The sequence below is a fragment of the Enterobacter cloacae complex sp. HYC003_NIDB genome (genome assembly GCF_056673375.1).
In genome coordinates this window covers 4,197,840-4,214,604 of record NZ_CP114220.1, presented here as the reverse complement: position 1 = coordinate 4,214,604, position 16,765 = coordinate 4,197,840, and the positions used below count along the sequence as shown (strand labels likewise).

Sequence of the window (16,765 nt, the reverse complement as noted above, 5' to 3'; positions counted from 1 at the left end):
TATGCCTATAGAGTATGAGTGGGATAGCAATAAGGCGAAAAGCAATCTGCAAAAACACGCCATTCGTTTTGAAGATGCAGTTCTGGTTTTTGACGATCCCTGCCATTTGTCTGTTCAGGATCGTTATGAAAACGGGGAGTTTCGCTGGCAAACCATTGGTCTTGTACAGGGCGTTATTGTCATTCTGGTCGCGCACACGGTACGTTTTGAAAGCGGGGATGAAATCATACGTATCATCAGTGCGCGTAAAGCGGATCGTAAAGAGAGGAGGCGTTATGAGCATCGTTAAACATAAACGCGGTAGTGCACCGGAAGTGAGCGCCCGCCGGGAGGCTGAACTCAAAGCGCTGGCGGATAAACCCGACAGGGAAATTGATTACAGCGATATACCGGCCACGGAGGATGATCGCTGGGCCGGTGCCGTGCGGGGAAAATTCTATCGACCGCTCAAAACTCAGGCATCAGTACGCATTGACGCCGACGTGATGGAGTGGCTTAAACGGCCAGGGAAAGGTTACCAGACGCGGCTTAATGCCATTTTGCGCGAGGCGATGCTGCGCGATCAGAACAAAAAATAACACAGGCAGCGTCAGGCTGCCTTTTCTCTCAGAGGATATTTGCCACTACCCGCCACAGCACCCACCCACCAAACCCCATCAATACCACCCCCGCCGTTCGCTCTATCAGCCAGAGCGAACGGCTGAGCTTTCGCTGAACCGCCGGTAACCCCATCAGCGATATCAGCGCCAGCTCCCATACCAGCACCACCATCACCATCCAGACGCCGCAGGTCGCCTGCTGAAGCAGTGTGACGTCCGGCCCGAGTAACGCTGTCATTAGCGCCAGGTAGAACAACGCGTTTTTGGGATTTAACAGCGCCGAACCCAGCCCCAGCAGGATTTGCTTACGCAGAGAAGGGCAGCGCTGGCGGGGTTCTTCCAGCGCCAGCGGCTGCGGGCGGCTGCGCACAAGATGCGAGCCAATCCACAGCAGGTACAGCGCGCCGGACAGTTCGATAAGCGTAAACAGCCACCCAAACTGGCGCAGCGCGCTCCAGCCGATAATCACCAGTAAGATATACAACCCGTTACCTGCTGCGATGCCGAGACACAATCCGGCGCTGCCGCGCAGCCGGTAGCGGGCGGCGTAGCCTACCAGCAGGAAGAAATCCGGGCCCGGGCTTAACAGGGCAACAAAATGCGCCAGCGCCAGGGCAAGAAAGGCGGAGGGAAATAACAGTTCCATAGCGACCTCAGTGACAAATCTGAGGTCACCTTACGACGTTACGTATCCTGATTATTGTCTGATATTGATCGGCCCGTGGCGTACTGGCGCGGCGTGGCAGCGGTATAATTCACGAAGGTCTTATGAAAATGACTCTGGTCGGCAAACCCGCTCTGGTAGCCCACGTCGGCGATATTATCCCCCGCGCGCAGCCGCGCTTTGGCGTACTCCACGCGCGAAATGTTGAGGAAACTGCCCGGCGTCAGGCCGGTATCCTGCCTGAAAGTGCGGATCAGCGTCTCCTTGCGCAGTGAGAATCGTTGGGCGAGTTCGTCAAGGGAAGGCGGTGCGGCAAGGTCGGAGAGTAACGCCTGCTGAACCTGCTGACTGGTTGAGCGAGGTGCATTCATCTCACCCGCGCAACGGGGAAGGGCAGAAAGCAGGGTCTCCACGGATGCGGAGGACATCGTCCCGACAACGGCAAGAAAGTGCTTAAAGAGCGTGGGATCGCGAATAACCTGTAGCGCCAGGGGAAGATCGGTGTCGATATAGAGCATATGGTAACTGCGCGGCTTCCCGACAACGGGGTTGCAGCTGTGCGGGGCATAAGCCGGGATCACGATAAGATCACCGGGATCAAGAACGTACGCATTGCCATGACTTACGCAGCAGGTCTGGCCTTCCACAATCGCGCCGATGGAGAGCTGTGGATGGCAATGACGTTTATATGCCCGGGTGCTTTGCCACGTACTGCGCAGCTCAAGGCCTGCTGCGCGGTTAAAGGTCTGGCGGATGTGGCGGGTATCGGTCATAGGAACTCCATTGATGAGCATTTTTTATACCATGTCTGCGCATCGCCTGGCAGCGTCTTGTTAAGAACCCTCCGTATATACCCAACTTTACCTTCAAAGCCAGTCAGATTGACTACCCTTAATACCCTAAGCGGTAAAACAAGGAGATTCGATATGGCTTACCAGACAGTAAATCCTGCCACGAACCAGCTCATCAAAGAATATCCCTCTCACACTGACGCAGACGTTGAAGCGGCGCTGAAGGCAGCCGATGCGCTCTATCACTCCGACTGGGCGAAAGGCGACATAAGCCAGCGCCTGCCGGTGCTGCATAAGCTGGCGGACCTGATCGACGAACGCGTGGAGGATCTGGCGAAAATCGCCAGTCAGGAGATGGGTAAGCTCATCGAACAAAGCCGCGGCGAAGTGAAGCTGTGCGCGCAAATCGCCCGCTACTATGCGGACAACGCGAAGCAGTTCCTGGCCCCGGTGAAGTATGACTCTGAACTCGGGGAAGCATGGGTTGAACATCACCCCATCGGCGTGCTGATGGCCGTCGAGCCATGGAACTTCCCGTACTATCAGCTGATGCGCGTTCTGGCGCCAAACCTGGCAGCGGGCAACCCGGTGATCGCCAAGCACGCCAGCATCGTGCCGCACTGTGCAGAGACCTTTGCACAGCTGGTACGTGAAGCGGGCGCGCCGGAAGGGGCGTGGACCAACCTGTTTATCTCGTCCGAACAGGTGGCGAACATTATCGCCGACGATCGCGTACAGGGGGCGGCGCTGACCGGTTCAGAAAAAGCGGGTAGCGTGGTTGCGGCACAGGCTGCGAAGCACCTCAAAAAATCGACCCTGGAACTGGGCGGGAACGACGTGTTCGTGGTGCTGGACGATGCCGACCTGGATAAAGCCGTGAAGATCGGCGTTAACGCGCGGCTGAACAATGCCGGGCAGGTCTGTACCGCGGCGAAGCGCTTTATCCTGCATGAAAAGATTGCAGACGCCTTCCTGAGCAAATTCACCGAGGCGTTTAAGCAGGTGAAAATTGGCGATCCGCTGGACGAAAGCACCACGCTGGGGCCTTTGTCATCCAAAGACGCGCTGGAGACGCTAACTAAACAGGTTAACGAGGCGGTGAAAAATGGCGCGAAGCTGCACCATGGCGGCAAGCCGGTTCAGCGTGACGGAAGCTTCTTTGAGCCGACCATCTTGACGCATATCTCGCGTGATAACCCGGCGTACTTCGAGGAGTTCTTTGGCCCGGTAGCGCAGATTTATGTGGTGAAAAACGACGACGAGGCGGTTGCCCTGGCGAACGACTCCCACTACGGACTGGGCGGAGCGGTGTTCAGCCAGAACATCGAGCGCGCGAAGAAAATGGCGTCGCGCATTGAGACCGGGATGGTGTACATCAACTGGCTCACCGACACTGCGGCAGAGCTACCGTTCGGAGGCGTAAAACGTTCGGGTTACGGACGCGAGCTGTCGGACCTGGGGATCAAAGAGTTTGTGAACCAGAAGCTGGTGGTCGTTCGCAAGTAACGCGGTAATAAAAAACCTGCCATCCGGCAGGTTTGCCATTAACCGTTGCACCGCTTTTCTTGCCGGGTGGCGCTGTGCTTAACCGGCCTACAAAGTGCAATAATTTTAATACATTGCACCCTACATTGTAGGCCCGTGCAAGCGTAGCGCCGCCGGGCGAAACGCGCAAACAGGCTTAGAAGGACACTCCACCGCCTACATATGCGCCGTCGATCAGCGTGTGGTTTGGACGACCGTCTTTACCGTCTACGCTCACGTGGCGATAGCCCACTTTCAGCGTGACAGGTTTGACTGGCGTCCAGCTTACGCCGCCGTTAGCTTCCACATAGTTCTTCACGCTGTTGTTCAGGCCGTCTGGCGCCACATAACCTTCACCAAACACGTGAATGCTGTCCGTCAGCGCAACGTTAACACCGCCGCCAATCGGGAACGCCACACCGTTATCGCCTTTTTTCGGGCCAATATAGATGGCTTTCGCGCCAGCGTTCAGCATCACCGGACCCACTTCCAGGTTGTAGCCTGCCCCAACGCCGCCGGTCTGGGTGCCGTCATCGGTGTTTTTCAGCCAGTTGCTCTCCGCATACAGGCCAGATGAGGATTTCCCCATTTCCAGATTGAGGTTAGTAAAGTTTTTACCCTGCTCAATGCTGCCACCCATGGCCAGTGCGGAGCCCGATACGGCGGTCAGAGCAGAAAGGATCAGGACGTTAAGTTTTTTCATGAGTGTTTCCTCGTCATTAAATTAATCTGAGGGCACCTTAACAAGCGATGTTTATGACTGCAAATGTGATATGTCTCGCATTTTTATGCTGTTTATGTTGGGTTTTTGAATGGTAAATGTTGGTGAATTGTTTATATGGCAAATCGTCAATGCCCAATACATTCGCGTTTAGGGACAGTTTACATTCCTGGCTAAACGTAAAATGAACGAGGCGCAAATAGTCCTTCGCCATGAATTAATTGGGTTTCTAATAATTTCCAAAAGTATTTCAGCTGACACAGATAAAGACAGAGGTTTACATTTCTGGTGATTGATATACGTCCCTCAGGGTCTTTACATGTCATTTTTCTGACACGTTTCTTCATTACGTTGTTGGCTTCACTTACTGGATGCTAACAATATGAAAAGAAAAATTATTCCTGTGCTAGTCGGTTGTGCGCTCTCTTTCTCTGGCCTGGCGGCACAGCCAACCGCGGAGCGCTACGTCGTCAGCTTTCCCGAAGGCGCGCATGTCAAATACAGCGGTGCGTTTGCCAGCGCATTCCCGAACGGGCTCCCGGTGGGGATTGGTTCGGGTTTGTTATTCACGGGCAAGCAGGGCGATGCGCTGACGTTTGCGACCGTGACCGATCGCGGTCCTAACGCGGATTCGCCAAAAATGGGGAAAAACGATGCCAAAATCTTTGTTACCCCGGATTTCGCCCCGCTGCTGATGACGATCCGTGTGCTAAACGGCAAAGCGGAGGCCGTGGACGCGCGACCGCTGCATGATGATAAAGGCGAGATCAACGGCCTGCCGCTGCAAAGCGGCGTGATTGGATCTACCAATGAAGTCGCGCTAAGCGACACCTTAAAAGTGCTGAAAGGCGATAACCGCGGGCTGGATACGGAAGGCATCACGCCGGACGGGAAGGGCGGTTACTGGCTGTGCGATGAGTATGGCCCGTTCCTGATTAACGTCGACAGTAAAGGTAAAATCCTCGCGATCCACGGTCCGCAGGCGACGGAAGGGGAGAAATCCATCGCGGGCGGTCTGCCAAACGTTATCAAATGGCGTCAGGCAAACCGGGGCTTTGAAGGGCTGACCCGCATGCCGGACGGACGCATTATCGCCGCCGTGCAAAGCACGCTGGATATCGACGGGAAGAGCAAAAAACAGGCGCTGTTTACGCGTCTGGTGAGCTTCGATCCGGCGACCGGGAAAACCGCGATGTATGGCTACCCTGTCGACAGCGCGGCCTACAGCAAAAACAGCGACGCCAAAATCGGCGACATAGTGGCGCTGGATAACCACACCATCCTGCTGATTGAACAGGGCGAGGATAAAAATGACGCAATGCGTAACCTCATCTACAGGGTTGATCTGAGCAAGGCGAGCGATCTGGCGGCCTTCGACAAGCCGGGCGAATACCCGGAGTTTGATGATGAGAAAACGCTGGCGCAGCGCGGCATCACGCTTGCGGAAAAAACGCAGGTGGTCGATCTGCGTGCGCTGGGCTGGCAGCAGGAAAAGGCCGAAGGGCTGGCGCTGATTGACAGCAAAACGCTGGCAGTGGCGAACGATAATGACTTTGGCGTGAAGGTGGCGATGCAGAAGCCAGTCGAAGGCAAGAAGCTCAAGGATTATCGGGTGAACGCGCAGGGGGCGCTGACGCTGGATGACAAACCGGTTGAAACCACCCTCAGCGTGAAGCCGTTGAAGAAACCGGAGTCCGACAGCGAGCTGTGGATTGTGACGCTGACGGAGGCGTTGAAATAAGTTTCCCCCTCACCCTAACCCCCTCCCCGCGAGGGGGAGGGGATGATCGGTGAGGTTATTTCTTCAGCCCCGCAAACGCTGCCCGAATTTCTTCTTCCGGCAGCTGTATTCCAATAAACACCATCACGCTGTGCGGCGCTTCATCGTCCCACGGGCGATCCCAGTCGGCGCTGTACAGGCGCTGCACGCCCTGGAACAGCAGGCGGTTCGGCTCGCCGTCGATCCACAGCATCCCTTTATAGCGCAGCAGCTTGTCGGCAAATGACAGCAGCAGGTTCTCCATCACGCGGGAGACCTCGCTGATGTCCACCGGGTAGTCCAGCTCCACCACAATCGACGTCACGTCGTTTTGCTTGTCGGACATAAAGTGGAAGCGCGGTTTCGCGGTGACGTTCTCTTCCAGCATAAAGCCGTTGGTGTTGAACAGCTGAGCGAGATCGATATCGCCATGCGTCACCGTGTAAATGGGCGCACGCGAGTTGATGCGCGTCAGGCGCTCGCGCAGTTTTTTGCTTTCACCCGCCACGTCGGTTTTGGTCAGCAGGATGCGGTCGGCGTAGCCAACCTGGGACTGGGCGATGGTGAACTGGTTCATCTGCTCGTCGGCATGGACCGCATCCACCAGAGCGATGACGCCGTCCAGCAGATAGCGCTGGCAAATGATCTCATGAGAGAAAAAAGTCTGAATAATCGGGCCGGGGTCGGCCATGCCGGTGCACTCGATCACCAGTCGGTCGAAGTCGATGTCACCGCGATCGCGGCTGTCGAGCAGGTCCAGCAGGGCGTCTTCTAATTCGTTAGAGCGGGTGCAGCAGATGCAGCCGTTGGTCAGGGTTTTGATCTGGGTGGCGCGGTCGCCAATCAGCTGATCGTCAACGGAGACTTCGCCAAATTCGTTTTCGATGACGGCGATTTTGAAGCCGTGCTGCTCGTTCAGAATGTGGCGCAGCAGGGTGGTTTTACCGGCGCCGAGGAAACCGGTCAGCAGGGTAACGGCAATCGGGGTCATGGTTTCTCCTTTAGCAGCAGCGGACGCCGCCTTCTCCACTTCCGCCGTAGCGCGCTTCCTGACGCTCGCGGAAGAATTCAGTGTAGGTCATGTACGGCTTATCCGGATGGTTGGTCTTCATATGCTCAACGTAGTTGTCATAGTCCGGAATGCCAATCAGCATTTTCGCCGCCTGACCGAGGTATTTTTTTGCTTCGCCTAAGTTACCAAACATTGAGGGTTCCAGATAGAAGAAGCCCGGTGACGCTACGCTTACCGGGCCTACAGTAACATGCTTAATTAATGGTGTGAGGAGGTCTTCACGCCGCCTTCCGGCACCGGTACGTACGGGGTCTCTTTGTCCGTACGGCCCTCAACGTTACGCACTTTCATCCAGGTTTTGATGCCGTAGAAGATAATGCTGTACACCACCACCAGGAACAGAATGCTCAGACCCGCGTTGGTGTAGTTGTTCACCACGATATGGTTCATGTTGGCAATCTGCTGCGCGGTCAGATCCGCGCCGCCTGCGGCAATCTTCTCTTTGTACTGGTTAGCCATGAAGAAGAAGCCTTCCAGCTGCGGGTTGGTGCTGAACAGTTTCAGACCCAGCGCCCAGGTAGTGCAGAGCAGCAGCCACAGCGCAGGCACCACGGTGACCCAGATGTATTTGGTGCGTTTCATCTTCACGAGGACAACGGTACCCAGCACCAGGGCCACAGCCGCCAGCATCTGGTTAGAGATACCGAACAGCGGCCACAGGCTCTTCACGCCGCCCAGCGGGTCAACAACGCCCTGATACAGCAGATAACCCCACAGGCCTACGCAGCCCGCAGTGCCCAGAACGCCGGCCACCAGAGAGTCGGTTTTCTTCAGGAATGGCACGAAGTTACCCAGCAGATCCTGCAACATGAAGCGGCCTGCACGCGTACCGGCATCCAGCGCGGTGAGGATGAACAGCGCTTCAAACAGAATGCCGAAGTGGTACCAGAAGCCCATGTCCGCCCACGGCAGCACTTTGTGGAACACGTGTGCGATACCCACCGCCAGCGTTGGCGCGCCACCTGCGCGGTTCAGCACGGACGGTTCGCCGATGTCTTTCGCTGTCTGCATGATCTGCTCGGGCGAAATCACGAAGCCCCAGGAGCTGACGGTCGCCGCCGCGTGCGCGCTGGCGTCTTTCAGCTGTGCCAGGATCAGCGCGGTATTTTCGCCGCCCATCTCATGCAGGTTTGGCATGGTAATGCCGAGACCCGCCGGCGGGGTGTTCATCGCAAAGTACAGGCCAGGCTCGATAATCGACGCCGCAACCAGCGCCATGATCGCCACGAAGGATTCCATCAGCATCGCGCCGTAACCGATGAAGCGCGCGTCGGTTTCGTTGGCCATCAGCTTCGGCGTGGTGCCGGAGGCGATCAGCGCGTGGAAGCCAGACACGGCACCGCAGGCAATGGTGATAAACAGGAACGGGAACAGGGCGCCTTTCCACAGCGGACCGGTACCGTCAATGTACTGCGTCACCGCCGGCATTTTCAGCTCCGGGTTGATGATCACAATACCAATGGCCAGCCCGACGATAACGCCGATTTTCAGGAAGGTTGCCAGGTAGTCACGCGGAGCCAGAATCAGCCACACCGGCAGCAGCGCTGAGATGAATGCGTAGCCGATCAGCGCGAAGGTGATGGTGGTGTCTTTAAAGGTCAGCGCCGGACCCCAGTACGGGTCGTGCGCAATCACGCCGCCGAAGTAGATGGAGGCGACCAGCAGCACGATACCGATGATCGACACCTCGCCAACGCGGCCAGGGCGCAGGAAGCGCATGTAGATGCCCATGAACAGCGCAATCGGTACGGTAGAGCAGACGGTGAAGACGCCCCACGGACTTTCGGCCAGCGCTTTCACCACGATCAGGGCCAGCACCGCCAGGATGATGATCATGATCAGGAAGCAGCCGAACAGAGCGATCGTGCCTGGCACGCGGCCCATCTCCTCTTTGATCATCTCGCCTAGCGACGAACCGTTACGGCGCGAGGAGATAAACAGCACCATAAAGTCCTGCACCGCTCCCGCCAGCACCACGCCCGCCAGCAGCCAGAGCGTACCCGGCAGGTAGCCCATCTGCGCAGCCAGCACCGGACCGACCAGCGGACCCGCGCCTGCAATGGCGGCGAAGTGGTGACCAAACAGCACGTAACGGTTGGTTGGCACGTAGTTCAGGCCGTCGTTGTTAATAACCGCCGGGGTGGCGCGCGTCGGGTCGAGCTTCATAACCTTCTGCGCGATGTACAAGCTGTAGTAGCGATAAGCCACAAGGTAGACGGAAACCGACGCGACCACGATCCACAGGGCGCTGACGTGCTCGCCCCGGCGTAATGCGACAACCGCCAGACAGAAAGCACCGATGATCCCGAGGATGGCCCAGGGCACGTGCTTAAGTAGTTTTTTAGTATCCATAATAAGACCTGGTTTTTTATGTAAAGAAAAAAGGGTCAGGGTTCGTTGTGAGGAGGTATTGATTAATGCTGGAGCGATCGTGCCAGATCCTCGCGCGTGTAAAGCACGGTAAATGGGTGAGTGGTTGAAAGCGATGCGTGAGCGGTCAAAAGCGAGGGTGAGTGGTTAAGGCTCACCCCCGGTGGGAGAAAATATGTGATTGAGATCACTGAGAATAATCTAGCCCTGTGGACTTTTGTCGTTCGCTTCAGGGTAGTGTACGCAGCGGCAGGGCTGATACGCGGGCAGCAGCTGATAGCGCCCTTTGCCGTCGTGTTCAATAATCGGGGAAAGCGCCTGTAAATCGCGGTACACCGTGCGTTCGGTAATGCCAAATTTTTGCATCAGATCGCGGCGATTAACGCTTCCGTTGCGATGCAGGGCAATAATGATTTCAACCAGACGTTCAGCCGAGCGGCTTCGGGGTGAAGGGGCCATAAGACTTTCCAGCGTTAAGGGGGCGGCTGACGACGTTGCCAGCCGCCCCGGAAAATTTATCTTATGGATAGTTAACGGCGCACCTTTGCGGAAACCTTAGCGTTTTTTTGTGCAACGGGATCAAATCGCGGCTTCCATCTCCATCATCACCGGGTGGAAACGGCGTTTGAAGTAGATCAGGCCGTGCCCCTCGCTGCTGAGGATGATGTTCTTAATCTCTACAAGGTAGACCAGATGGGTGCCGATGGTTTGCACCTGGGTTATCTCACCTTCCAGGCTTGCCAGAGCGCCTTTCAGCACCGGCTGCGCCAGCGGTCCTTTCTGCCAGCAGGAGAGAGCAAAGCGCTCCTCCATTGCCATGCCGGTCATCCCGGCAAAGTGGCGGGCCATGATCTCCTGCTCGTGGTTCAGCACGTTGACGCACAGTTTGCCGTTGCCCTGGAAGACCGGGTTCATGGCGCTGTTGGCGTTGATGCAGACCATGACCGAGGGCGGGGTGTCCGTGACCGAACAGACGGCGGTGGCGGTAATGCCGCAGCGACCCGCATCGCCCTCGGTGGTGACCACATTCACCGCCGCCGACAGGCTGGCCATCGCGTCGCGAAAACGCAGGCGTTCTTCAGATTGCATTGAAACCTCCCGCTGCGTTATTTCAGCAGCTTATCCAGCATATTGATATCAGTGTTGTTGTGCAGGTGCGGTACGGTCCAGCCGTGCTGGTCGTACTCGGACATGCAGCGGTCAACCATCGCCATCATCTTGTCCATGTTGCCGGAGCTTTGCGCCTGACGCAGGCATTGCAGGCGGATCTCATCCTGGCTACCGGAGTAGTTGATTTCGTACAGCTCGTGACGTCCGCCAAACTCGCTGCCGATGGCATCCCACATCAGTTTCAGAATCTTGATGCGTTCGACATGATCCATCCCGTTGGAGCCGCGCACGTACTTCGCCAGGTACTGGTCGATCTGCGGGTTGTTCAGGTCCCGCGCGCTGGACGGCAGGTAGATCAGCCCGGAGGTCACGTTACGTTCGATGATGTTCTTGATCTTCGCATAGGCCATTGGCGCCATCACGCGGTAGGTCTGTAACGCCGCGTGGTCAGGCAGATACGCGCCGTTTACCCACGGAGTGGCTTCGGAGCACATGGAGTCGCTCAGCGCCCAGAACATGTTGCGCCACGCCACCACTTCGCCGAGATCCGCCTGCACGCCGCGGAACTCGAGGGTGCCGGTACACTCCAGCGACTTCTTCAGCAGAGCGGTGATGAAGTCGAGCTTCACTGCCAGACGCACGCAGGCCTGAAGCGGGTACATGCGGGCGAAGCCACCTTCCATCGTCCAGCGACGGCAGCGGTCGAAATCGCGGTAGATCAGCACGTTTTCCCACGGGATCAGCACATGATCCATTACCAGAATGGCGTCGTTCTCGTCAAAGCGGCTGGAGAGCGGGTAGTCGTACGGAGAGCCTGTCGCCCCTGCCACCATCTCGTATGAGGCGCGGGAGATCAGCTTCACCCCTTCGGCATCCATCGGCGCGACGAACATCAGCGCGAAGTCCGGATTTTCCCCCATCACCTGCGCGGAGCCGAAGCCGATCATGTTGTAGTGGGTCAATGCCGAGTTGGTGGCCACCACTTTCGCGCCGCTGACGATGATCCCGGCGTCGGTCTCTTTCTCCAGCTTGATGTAAACGTCTTTCACCTCGTCCGCCGGTTTATGGCGATCGATCGGCGGGTTGACGATGGCGTGGTTAAAGTACAGGCCGGTTTCCTGAATACGGGTGTACCAGTTGCGGGCGTTCTGCTCGAACTGACCGTAGAAGGCAGGGTTAGCGCCGAGCGCGCAGCCGAACGCGGCTTTGTAGTCCGGCGTACGCCCCATCCAGCCGTAGCTCAGGCGCGACCACTCGGCGATGGCGTCACGCTGCTGGCGAAGATCGTCGGCACTTTTCGCCACGCGGAAGAATTTATGGGTGTAGCCGCCGCTGCCGGTATCGGTACCCCAGCAGAGGGTATCCTGCATGTCTGGCTTGTGCAGGGCATCGTACATCTGGGCGATGGACGCCGCCGCATTGCGAAATGCCGGGTGGGTAGTGACGTCCTTAACGCGCTCGCCGTAGATATAAATCTCACGGCCATCTTGCAGGCTTTTTAAATACTCTTCACCGGTTAACGGACGTTTGGCATCAGCGCGGAAATCTTCAGGCTTCATAGGGACCTCGTATCGGAAGATGGTTGTTAAATTTATGTTTTGTTTTTGTTGTTTAATTGAAGCGTGAGAGGGGCGGAACGTGAAGGGACGATTGGGACAACGGCAGGTACTTTTCGCGAGAGATCGCAGAGTGTGATTTCCCTCACCCTAACCCTCTCCCAAAGGGAGAGGGGACGGTTACTCCCTCTCCCTTTGGGAGAGGGCAGGGGTGAGGGGAACAGGCGATACCGGTACTTTCTGCGCCCGGTATGCGCTGGGTGAGCACCCCGTCAGTCGGTTAAAAAAACGGGCGAAATAGGCCGGATCTTTAAACCCCAGCTGCCAGGCAATTTCGCTCACTGTGCTGTCGGAAAACAGCAGCAAACGCCTGGCTTCCCGCAGCTGGCGGTCGAAGATCAGCCGTTTCGGCGAGCGGTTGGCGAAGCGGCGACAGATATCGGTCAGGCGAGATTCGGTGAGATGCAATTCGCTGGCATACTCCGGCACCGTCCAGTGCTCGTGGTAATGAGCATCTGTCAGCTGGTTAAAGCGCTGAAAAAGCTTCAGCTCACCGCGCATGCCGCCTGACGCGTGGTCGTCGAGCTTCGCGTTGCGCAGCAGCAGGGTAAAAACGGCCTGGGCCAGCAGGACCAGCGTATGCTCGCGACCGGGCAGTTGTTCCGTGGATTCCCGGGCAATCAGCTGCCAGTAGTGCTTCAGCGCCGCCAGCTCGTCAGGCCTGTCGGCAAGCGACAGGCAGATCCCCGGCAGGCCGAACGCTTCCCGCGTACCGGGGTAGAGCACTTCTAACAGCGGCCAGATGAGATCCTCGCGCACCGTCAGCACGTGGCCGTCGCTGTCGGATTCGGTAATAAACGCGTGCGGCACCGACGGTGGCGTTAGCACGAACAGCGGCGCCTGCACCGAGTAACGGTGGTCGTCGAGCTGGAGCTCAATCTGCCCGGTGTCGAGAAAATGCATCTGAAAATACTGGTCGTGGCGGTGCGCCTGCATGTCGCGGCCAAAAAAGGCCGCCATGCGGGCAAACGACTGGTAGTGCACATCGTCGGTGCCCAGACTTTCGTCGTAATCCTTGCTGATATCAATGTTGGCGATGGGGCTCTGGCACATGATCGTTCCTCTGTTGATCCCGCTGCGTCATCGGAATGCGCGTCAGCACCAGCGCGCCCACCACCAGCAGACCCGCCACGAACCACAGTCCCGAGCTGAAGCTGCCGGTCGCGTCGCGCAGAATACCTATCAGCAATGGGCTGACGGCAGACCCGACGTTGCCGATGGCGTTGATCACCGCCAGCGCCACCGCGCGGGATTGCAGGCTAATAACCTGATCCGGCGTGGTCCAGAATATCGCCATGGCGGTAAACGATCCGGTTGAGGCCATGATGATGCCAAGCAGCTGGATCAGGCTGTGATCGGTCGCCGAGGCCAGCATCCATCCCGCCGCTGCAAACAGATACGGCAGGATGGTGTGCTTTTTTCGCTCTTTCAGCCTGTCGGAGCGGCGGCTCCACCAGATCATCCCGAGGATGGTGCAAAACTGCGGGATCGCCGCCAGCAGGCCAATCACGATATTGCTGCTGCCGGTGTTGAAGCTTTGCAGGATCTGCGGCGTCCAGATGTTGATCGCGCTCAGCGTATTCGTCAGGCAGAAGTAGGCCAGCGTGTAGAGCAGCACGGCGGGCGTCAGCACCTCGCGCAGCGTCGATCGCGGCGTGGCGGCGTGCGCAATGGCCAGCTCCTGCTCGCGGGCGATCATCGTTTCGAGTGCCTGCTTTTCGTCATCATCCAGCCAGGTGGCCTGATCCGGGGTGTCGTTAAGGTAGAACCAGGTTACCACGCCGAGCACCACCGACGGCAGCCCCTCCAGCAGGAACAGCCACTGCCAGCCCTTCAGGTTCCACAGCCCGTCCATCGCCAGAATGTACCCGGAGAGGATCGAGCCGAGCATCATGGTCACCGGCATGGCGATCATAAACAGCGCGTTGGCGCGGGCGCGGTGATACGCCGGGAACCACCAGGTGAGATAGACCAGAATGCCCGGCAGGAAACCGGCTTCGGCAATGCCCACCAGCATGCGCAGGACGTAGAGCGTTTCGGGGCTGGTGGCGAACATGGTGCAGGTAGAGGCGATGCCCCACACCACCATGATCCCGGCGATCCAGCGGCGGGCGCCGACCTTCGCCAGCATGATGTTGCTGGGGATACCGCACAGCACGTAGGTCACGTAAAACAGCGTCGCGGCCAGGCCAAACATGGTTGACGTGAGGCCCAGATCTTTGCCCATCGTCAGCCCGGCAAAGCCGATGTTGATGCGATCGAGAAACGAGAAAACAAACAGGATAAAAAGAAACACGATCAAACGACGGAACAGCTTATTAATAACGCGATGTTCAACAGCTTTATTATGCAGGGTTGAGGTCGTCATGTTGCGCTCCACATCGTACGTTTAGTAGACGGATTTATTGTTATCAACTGCTGTGGTGACGTCGGTAAAGCGGGCCGCCAGCGCTTCGGCGCTGCGGGCGAGCAGGGTGGTATCCACGCCGACCGCGACAAACAACGCGCCGAGGCTGAGATAGCGTTTTGCCAGCTGTTCATTCGCCATCAGGATGCCGGGCGCTTTGCCCGCGCTGAGGATCTGCGCGATCGCCTGTTCAATGGCGGCCTGCACCTCCGGGTGCTGCGGATTACCGGCGAAGCCCATGTCGGCGCTCAGATCCGCCGGGCCGATAAACACGCCGTCCACCCCTTTCACGTCCAGGATCTGCGGCAGGTTTTTCAGCGCCTCGCGAGTTTCGATTTGCACCAGCACGCACATGGCGTCGTTAGCCTGATGCAGATACTCCGGGATGCGGTTCCAGCGCGACGCCCGCGCCAGCGCGCTGCCGACGCCGCGAATGCCGGCAGGCGGATAGCGGGTGGCGCTGACCGCCAGACGGGCTTCGTCGGCGTTTTGCACCATCGGCACCAGCAGGGTTTGCGCCCCCACGTCCAGCAACTGCTTGATCTGCACCGGATCGTTCCACGACGGGCGCACCACCGGCTGGCTGGGATAAGGGGCGATGGCCTGTAGCTGAGTCAGGATGGTTTGCACGCTGTTCGGCGCGTGCTCTCCGTCGATCAGCAACCAGTCAAAACCGGCCCCGGCCAGTAGCTCAGCGCTGTAGCTGCTGGTCAGCCCCAGCCACAGGCCGATTTGCGGCTTTCCGGCTTTCAGCGCGGTCTTAAATGCGTTTTCCATGGTGCACTCCTACACAAAGCGGCAACTGATGGAGCCCATGTTGCCGTAGTCGACGTGGAAGGTGTCGCCTCTGCTGGCGGCAACCGGGCGGGTAAACGAGCCGCCGAGGATGATCTGGCCTGGCTCAAGCTGCACGTCGTATGGCGCGAGTTTGTTCGCCAGCCACGCCACGCCGTTTGCCGGGTGGTTAAGCACGCCTGCGGCGACCCCGGTCTCTTCGATCACACCGTTGCGGTAGAGCAGGGCGGAGATCCAGCGCAGATCCAGCTCGTCGGGTTTAATCGGGCGGCCGCCGAGGATCACGCCCGCGTTGGCGGCGTTATCGGAGATGGTGTCGAACACCTTGCGCGGGCGCTGGGTTTCCGGGTCAACGTTATGGCAGCGGGCGTCGATCAGCTCCAGGGCGGGGATGACGTAATCCGTGGCGTTGTAGACGTCGAAGATCGTGCAGTTCGGGCCGCGCAGCGGTTTTGCCAGCACGAAGGCCAGCTCCACTTCAATGCGCGGGACGATAAAGCGATCCACGGGGATGTCGCTGCCGTCGTGGAAGAACATATCGTCCAGCAGCGCGCCGTAGTCCGGCTCGCTGATCTGCGAGCTGGCCTGCATCGCTTTGGAGGTGAGGCCGATCTTGTGGCCTTTCAGCACGCGGCCTTCAGCGATTTTCAGGCTCACCCATTCGCGCTGGACGGCGTAGGCGTCTTCAATGGTGATCTCCGGGTACTCCAGCGAGATCGCGCGGATCTGCTCCCGGGATTGTTCCGCCTGATGCAGGCGGTGGGCGATCAGGGTATGGGTGTGTTTGTCGAGCATGGCGTATCCTTTGTGCGGCTGTTGCCGGGTGGCGCTTCGCTTACCCGGCCTACGGTTCGGTGCTGCTGTTGCCGGGTGGCGCTGCGCTTACCCGGCCTACGGTTTGGGGCCGTTGTAGGCCCGGTAAGCGCAGCGCCACCGGGCGAGCAAACGGCTACTTAAACAACGCGTGCACGTTGTTCTGCTTGTAATTAAGCGTCGGGTGCAGCTCGTCGAGCTCGAACGACAGCGCCAGATACCGGCTGTTCATCAGCGCTGCGAAATGATCTTTAATCAGCGCAAACAGCATTTCACCGACCTCTTCCCGGCTTTCCAGGCTGCGCCCCGCGCCAATCTTCAGCGTCATATGCACAAAGGCGTAATCGTGCTTACCGTCTGCCATCTGCCAGGTGTCCAGCCAGTGGGCGCGGCTGCGGATACCGCCGATGGGGAAGATGCCCGTGGCGGCGAGCGCCTCGTTCACTTTGGCGAACAGCCCCGGAAGGTCGGCCTCTTCGCGGATGTTGTCGGTACATTCAGCAATAAAGTGCGGCATGGTGGCT

Annotated in this window: 18 protein-coding genes; 4 read left to right on the top strand and 14 right to left on the bottom strand. The window is 58.2% G+C overall.

The window, feature by feature from the left end; translation table 11 throughout:
* Window position 1 precedes the first annotated feature (1 nt).
* Entirely contained in the window at window positions 2-289 is a 288-nt protein-coding gene (locus O1722_RS20195; protein WP_015572580.1) for a BrnT family toxin, read from the top strand.
* Entirely contained in the window at window positions 276-578 is a 303-nt protein-coding gene (locus O1722_RS20190) for a BrnA antitoxin family protein (RefSeq protein WP_017694570.1), read from the top strand. Before O1722_RS20195 ends, O1722_RS20190 begins: the two co-directional genes overlap by 14 nt.
* Before the next feature lie 28 nt (window positions 579-606).
* On the opposite strand, the gene O1722_RS20185 is transcribed toward O1722_RS20190, so the two are convergent.
* Both O1722_RS20185 and O1722_RS20180 read right to left on the bottom strand, forming a co-directional pair.
* A complete protein-coding gene (locus O1722_RS20185) occupies window positions 607-1,245 on the bottom strand; it encodes a LysE family translocator (protein WP_033486708.1) in 639 nt (212 codons plus the stop codon).
* Between the two features lie 38 nt (window positions 1,246-1,283).
* Complete coding sequence (locus tag O1722_RS20180) at window positions 1,284-2,036, bottom strand: helix-turn-helix domain-containing protein (RefSeq protein WP_033486709.1); 753 nt, start codon at window positions 2,034-2,036, stop codon at window positions 1,284-1,286.
* 153 nt (window positions 2,037-2,189) lie between these two features.
* On the opposite strand from O1722_RS20180, the gene O1722_RS20175 reads away from it, so the two are divergent.
* The gene (locus tag O1722_RS20175) at window positions 2,190-3,560 is read left to right on the top strand and encodes an NAD-dependent succinate-semialdehyde dehydrogenase (RefSeq protein WP_033486710.1); all 1,371 of its coding nucleotides are present in this window, start codon (window positions 2,190-2,192) and stop codon (window positions 3,558-3,560) included.
* 175 nt (window positions 3,561-3,735) lie between these two features.
* On the opposite strand, the gene O1722_RS20170 is transcribed toward O1722_RS20175, so the two are convergent.
* Window positions 3,736-4,281: a YfaZ family outer membrane protein gene (locus O1722_RS20170; RefSeq protein WP_033486712.1), complete on the bottom strand. Its 546-nt coding sequence runs from the start codon at window positions 4,279-4,281 to the stop codon at window positions 3,736-3,738.
* A gap of 400 nt (window positions 4,282-4,681) precedes the next feature.
* Between O1722_RS20170 and O1722_RS20165 the strand changes: the two genes are divergently transcribed.
* Window positions 4,682-6,040 carry an esterase-like activity of phytase family protein gene (locus tag O1722_RS20165; protein ID WP_033486713.1) on the top strand — a complete coding sequence of 453 codons (1,359 nt, stop codon included), beginning with the start codon at window positions 4,682-4,684 and terminating at the stop codon, window positions 6,038-6,040.
* Between the two features lie 55 nt (window positions 6,041-6,095).
* Here O1722_RS20165 and yjiA read toward each other — a convergent pair whose 3' ends face one another.
* From yjiA to O1722_RS20110, 11 genes are all read right to left on the bottom strand, one after another.
* A complete protein-coding gene (gene yjiA / locus O1722_RS20160) occupies window positions 6,096-7,049 on the bottom strand; it encodes a GTPase (RefSeq protein WP_015572586.1) in 954 nt (317 codons plus the stop codon).
* A gap of 10 nt (window positions 7,050-7,059) precedes the next feature.
* Complete coding sequence (locus tag O1722_RS20155; RefSeq protein ID WP_003856610.1) at window positions 7,060-7,263, bottom strand: YbdD/YjiX family protein; 204 nt, start codon at window positions 7,261-7,263, stop codon at window positions 7,060-7,062.
* Between the two features lie 65 nt (window positions 7,264-7,328).
* Window positions 7,329-9,482, bottom strand: a complete 2,154-nt coding sequence (locus O1722_RS20150; RefSeq protein WP_017694565.1) for a carbon starvation CstA family protein — start codon at window positions 9,480-9,482, stop codon at window positions 7,329-7,331.
* 219 nt (window positions 9,483-9,701) lie between these two features.
* Window positions 9,702-9,959 carry an HTH domain-containing protein gene (locus O1722_RS20145; protein WP_015572587.1) on the bottom strand — a complete coding sequence of 86 codons (258 nt, stop codon included), beginning with the start codon at window positions 9,957-9,959 and terminating at the stop codon, window positions 9,702-9,704.
* A 120-nt stretch (window positions 9,960-10,079) separates the two neighbouring features.
* Entirely contained in the window at window positions 10,080-10,589 is a 510-nt protein-coding gene (locus O1722_RS20140; RefSeq protein ID WP_017383854.1) for a 4-hydroxyphenylacetate 3-monooxygenase reductase subunit, read from the bottom strand.
* 17 nt (window positions 10,590-10,606) lie between these two features.
* The gene (gene hpaB, locus O1722_RS20135) at window positions 10,607-12,169 is read right to left on the bottom strand and encodes a 4-hydroxyphenylacetate 3-monooxygenase, oxygenase component (RefSeq protein ID WP_010427196.1); all 1,563 of its coding nucleotides are present in this window, start codon (window positions 12,167-12,169) and stop codon (window positions 10,607-10,609) included.
* Window positions 12,170-12,346: 177 nt separating this feature from the next.
* A complete protein-coding gene (hpaA, locus tag O1722_RS20130; RefSeq protein ID WP_015572590.1) occupies window positions 12,347-13,279 on the bottom strand; it encodes a 4-hydroxyphenylacetate catabolism regulatory protein HpaA in 933 nt (310 codons plus the stop codon).
* Window positions 13,251-14,594 (bottom strand): 4-hydroxyphenylacetate permease, encoded by a 1,344-nt coding sequence (gene hpaX / locus O1722_RS20125; protein ID WP_033486714.1) that lies wholly within the window; start codon window positions 14,592-14,594, stop codon window positions 13,251-13,253. The genes hpaA and hpaX overlap by 29 nt, the downstream gene beginning before the upstream one ends.
* Before the next feature lie 21 nt (window positions 14,595-14,615).
* Window positions 14,616-15,410: a 4-hydroxy-2-oxoheptanedioate aldolase gene (hpaI, locus tag O1722_RS20120; protein ID WP_032670605.1), complete on the bottom strand. Its 795-nt coding sequence runs from the start codon at window positions 15,408-15,410 to the stop codon at window positions 14,616-14,618.
* 9 nt (window positions 15,411-15,419) lie between these two features.
* Window positions 15,420-16,223, bottom strand: coding sequence for a 2-oxo-hept-4-ene-1,7-dioate hydratase (hpaH, locus tag O1722_RS20115; RefSeq protein WP_015572593.1), 804 nt, complete (start codon window positions 16,221-16,223; stop codon window positions 15,420-15,422).
* A gap of 154 nt (window positions 16,224-16,377) precedes the next feature.
* The gene (locus O1722_RS20110; protein WP_033486715.1) at window positions 16,378-16,758 is read right to left on the bottom strand and encodes a 5-carboxymethyl-2-hydroxymuconate Delta-isomerase; all 381 of its coding nucleotides are present in this window, start codon (window positions 16,756-16,758) and stop codon (window positions 16,378-16,380) included.
* Window positions 16,759-16,765 lie beyond the last annotated feature (7 nt).

What these genes read in the sequence shown, in the direction of transcription:
- hpaA (WP_015572590.1), bottom strand. Translation starts at nt 13,279, where the DNA reads ATGTGCCAGAGCCCCATCGCCAACATTGATATCAGCAAGGATTACGAC.
- O1722_RS20145 (WP_015572587.1), bottom strand. Translation starts at nt 9,959, where the DNA reads ATGGCCCCTTCACCCCGAAGCCGCTCGGCTGAACGTCTGGTTGAAATC.
- hpaI (WP_032670605.1), bottom strand. Translation starts at nt 15,410, where the DNA reads ATGGAAAACGCATTTAAGACCGCGCTGAAAGCCGGAAAGCCGCAAATC.
- hpaH (WP_015572593.1), bottom strand. Translation starts at nt 16,223, where the DNA reads ATGCTCGACAAACACACCCATACCCTGATCGCCCACCGCCTGCATCAG.
- O1722_RS20190 (WP_017694570.1), top strand. Translation starts at nt 276, where the DNA reads ATGAGCATCGTTAAACATAAACGCGGTAGTGCACCGGAAGTGAGCGCC.
- O1722_RS20185 (WP_033486708.1), bottom strand. Translation starts at nt 1,245, where the DNA reads ATGGAACTGTTATTTCCCTCCGCCTTTCTTGCCCTGGCGCTGGCGCAT.
- O1722_RS20150 (WP_017694565.1), bottom strand. Translation starts at nt 9,482, where the DNA reads ATGGATACTAAAAAACTACTTAAGCACGTGCCCTGGGCCATCCTCGGG.
- hpaB (WP_010427196.1), bottom strand. Translation starts at nt 12,169, where the DNA reads ATGAAGCCTGAAGATTTCCGCGCTGATGCCAAACGTCCGTTAACCGGT.
- O1722_RS20140 (WP_017383854.1), bottom strand. Translation starts at nt 10,589, where the DNA reads ATGCAATCTGAAGAACGCCTGCGTTTTCGCGACGCGATGGCCAGCCTG.
- O1722_RS20195 (WP_015572580.1), top strand. Translation starts at nt 2, where the DNA reads ATGCCTATAGAGTATGAGTGGGATAGCAATAAGGCGAAAAGCAATCTG.
- O1722_RS20170 (WP_033486712.1), bottom strand. Translation starts at nt 4,281, where the DNA reads ATGAAAAAACTTAACGTCCTGATCCTTTCTGCTCTGACCGCCGTATCG.
- O1722_RS20155 (WP_003856610.1), bottom strand. Translation starts at nt 7,263, where the DNA reads ATGTTTGGTAACTTAGGCGAAGCAAAAAAATACCTCGGTCAGGCGGCG.
- yjiA (WP_015572586.1), bottom strand. Translation starts at nt 7,049, where the DNA reads ATGACCCCGATTGCCGTTACCCTGCTGACCGGTTTCCTCGGCGCCGGT.
- O1722_RS20175 (WP_033486710.1), top strand. Translation starts at nt 2,190, where the DNA reads ATGGCTTACCAGACAGTAAATCCTGCCACGAACCAGCTCATCAAAGAA.
- hpaX (WP_033486714.1), bottom strand. Translation starts at nt 14,594, where the DNA reads ATGACGACCTCAACCCTGCATAATAAAGCTGTTGAACATCGCGTTATT.
- O1722_RS20110 (WP_033486715.1), bottom strand. Translation starts at nt 16,758, where the DNA reads ATGCCGCACTTTATTGCTGAATGTACCGACAACATCCGCGAAGAGGCC.
- O1722_RS20165 (WP_033486713.1), top strand. Translation starts at nt 4,682, where the DNA reads ATGAAAAGAAAAATTATTCCTGTGCTAGTCGGTTGTGCGCTCTCTTTC.
- O1722_RS20180 (WP_033486709.1), bottom strand. Translation starts at nt 2,036, where the DNA reads ATGACCGATACCCGCCACATCCGCCAGACCTTTAACCGCGCAGCAGGC.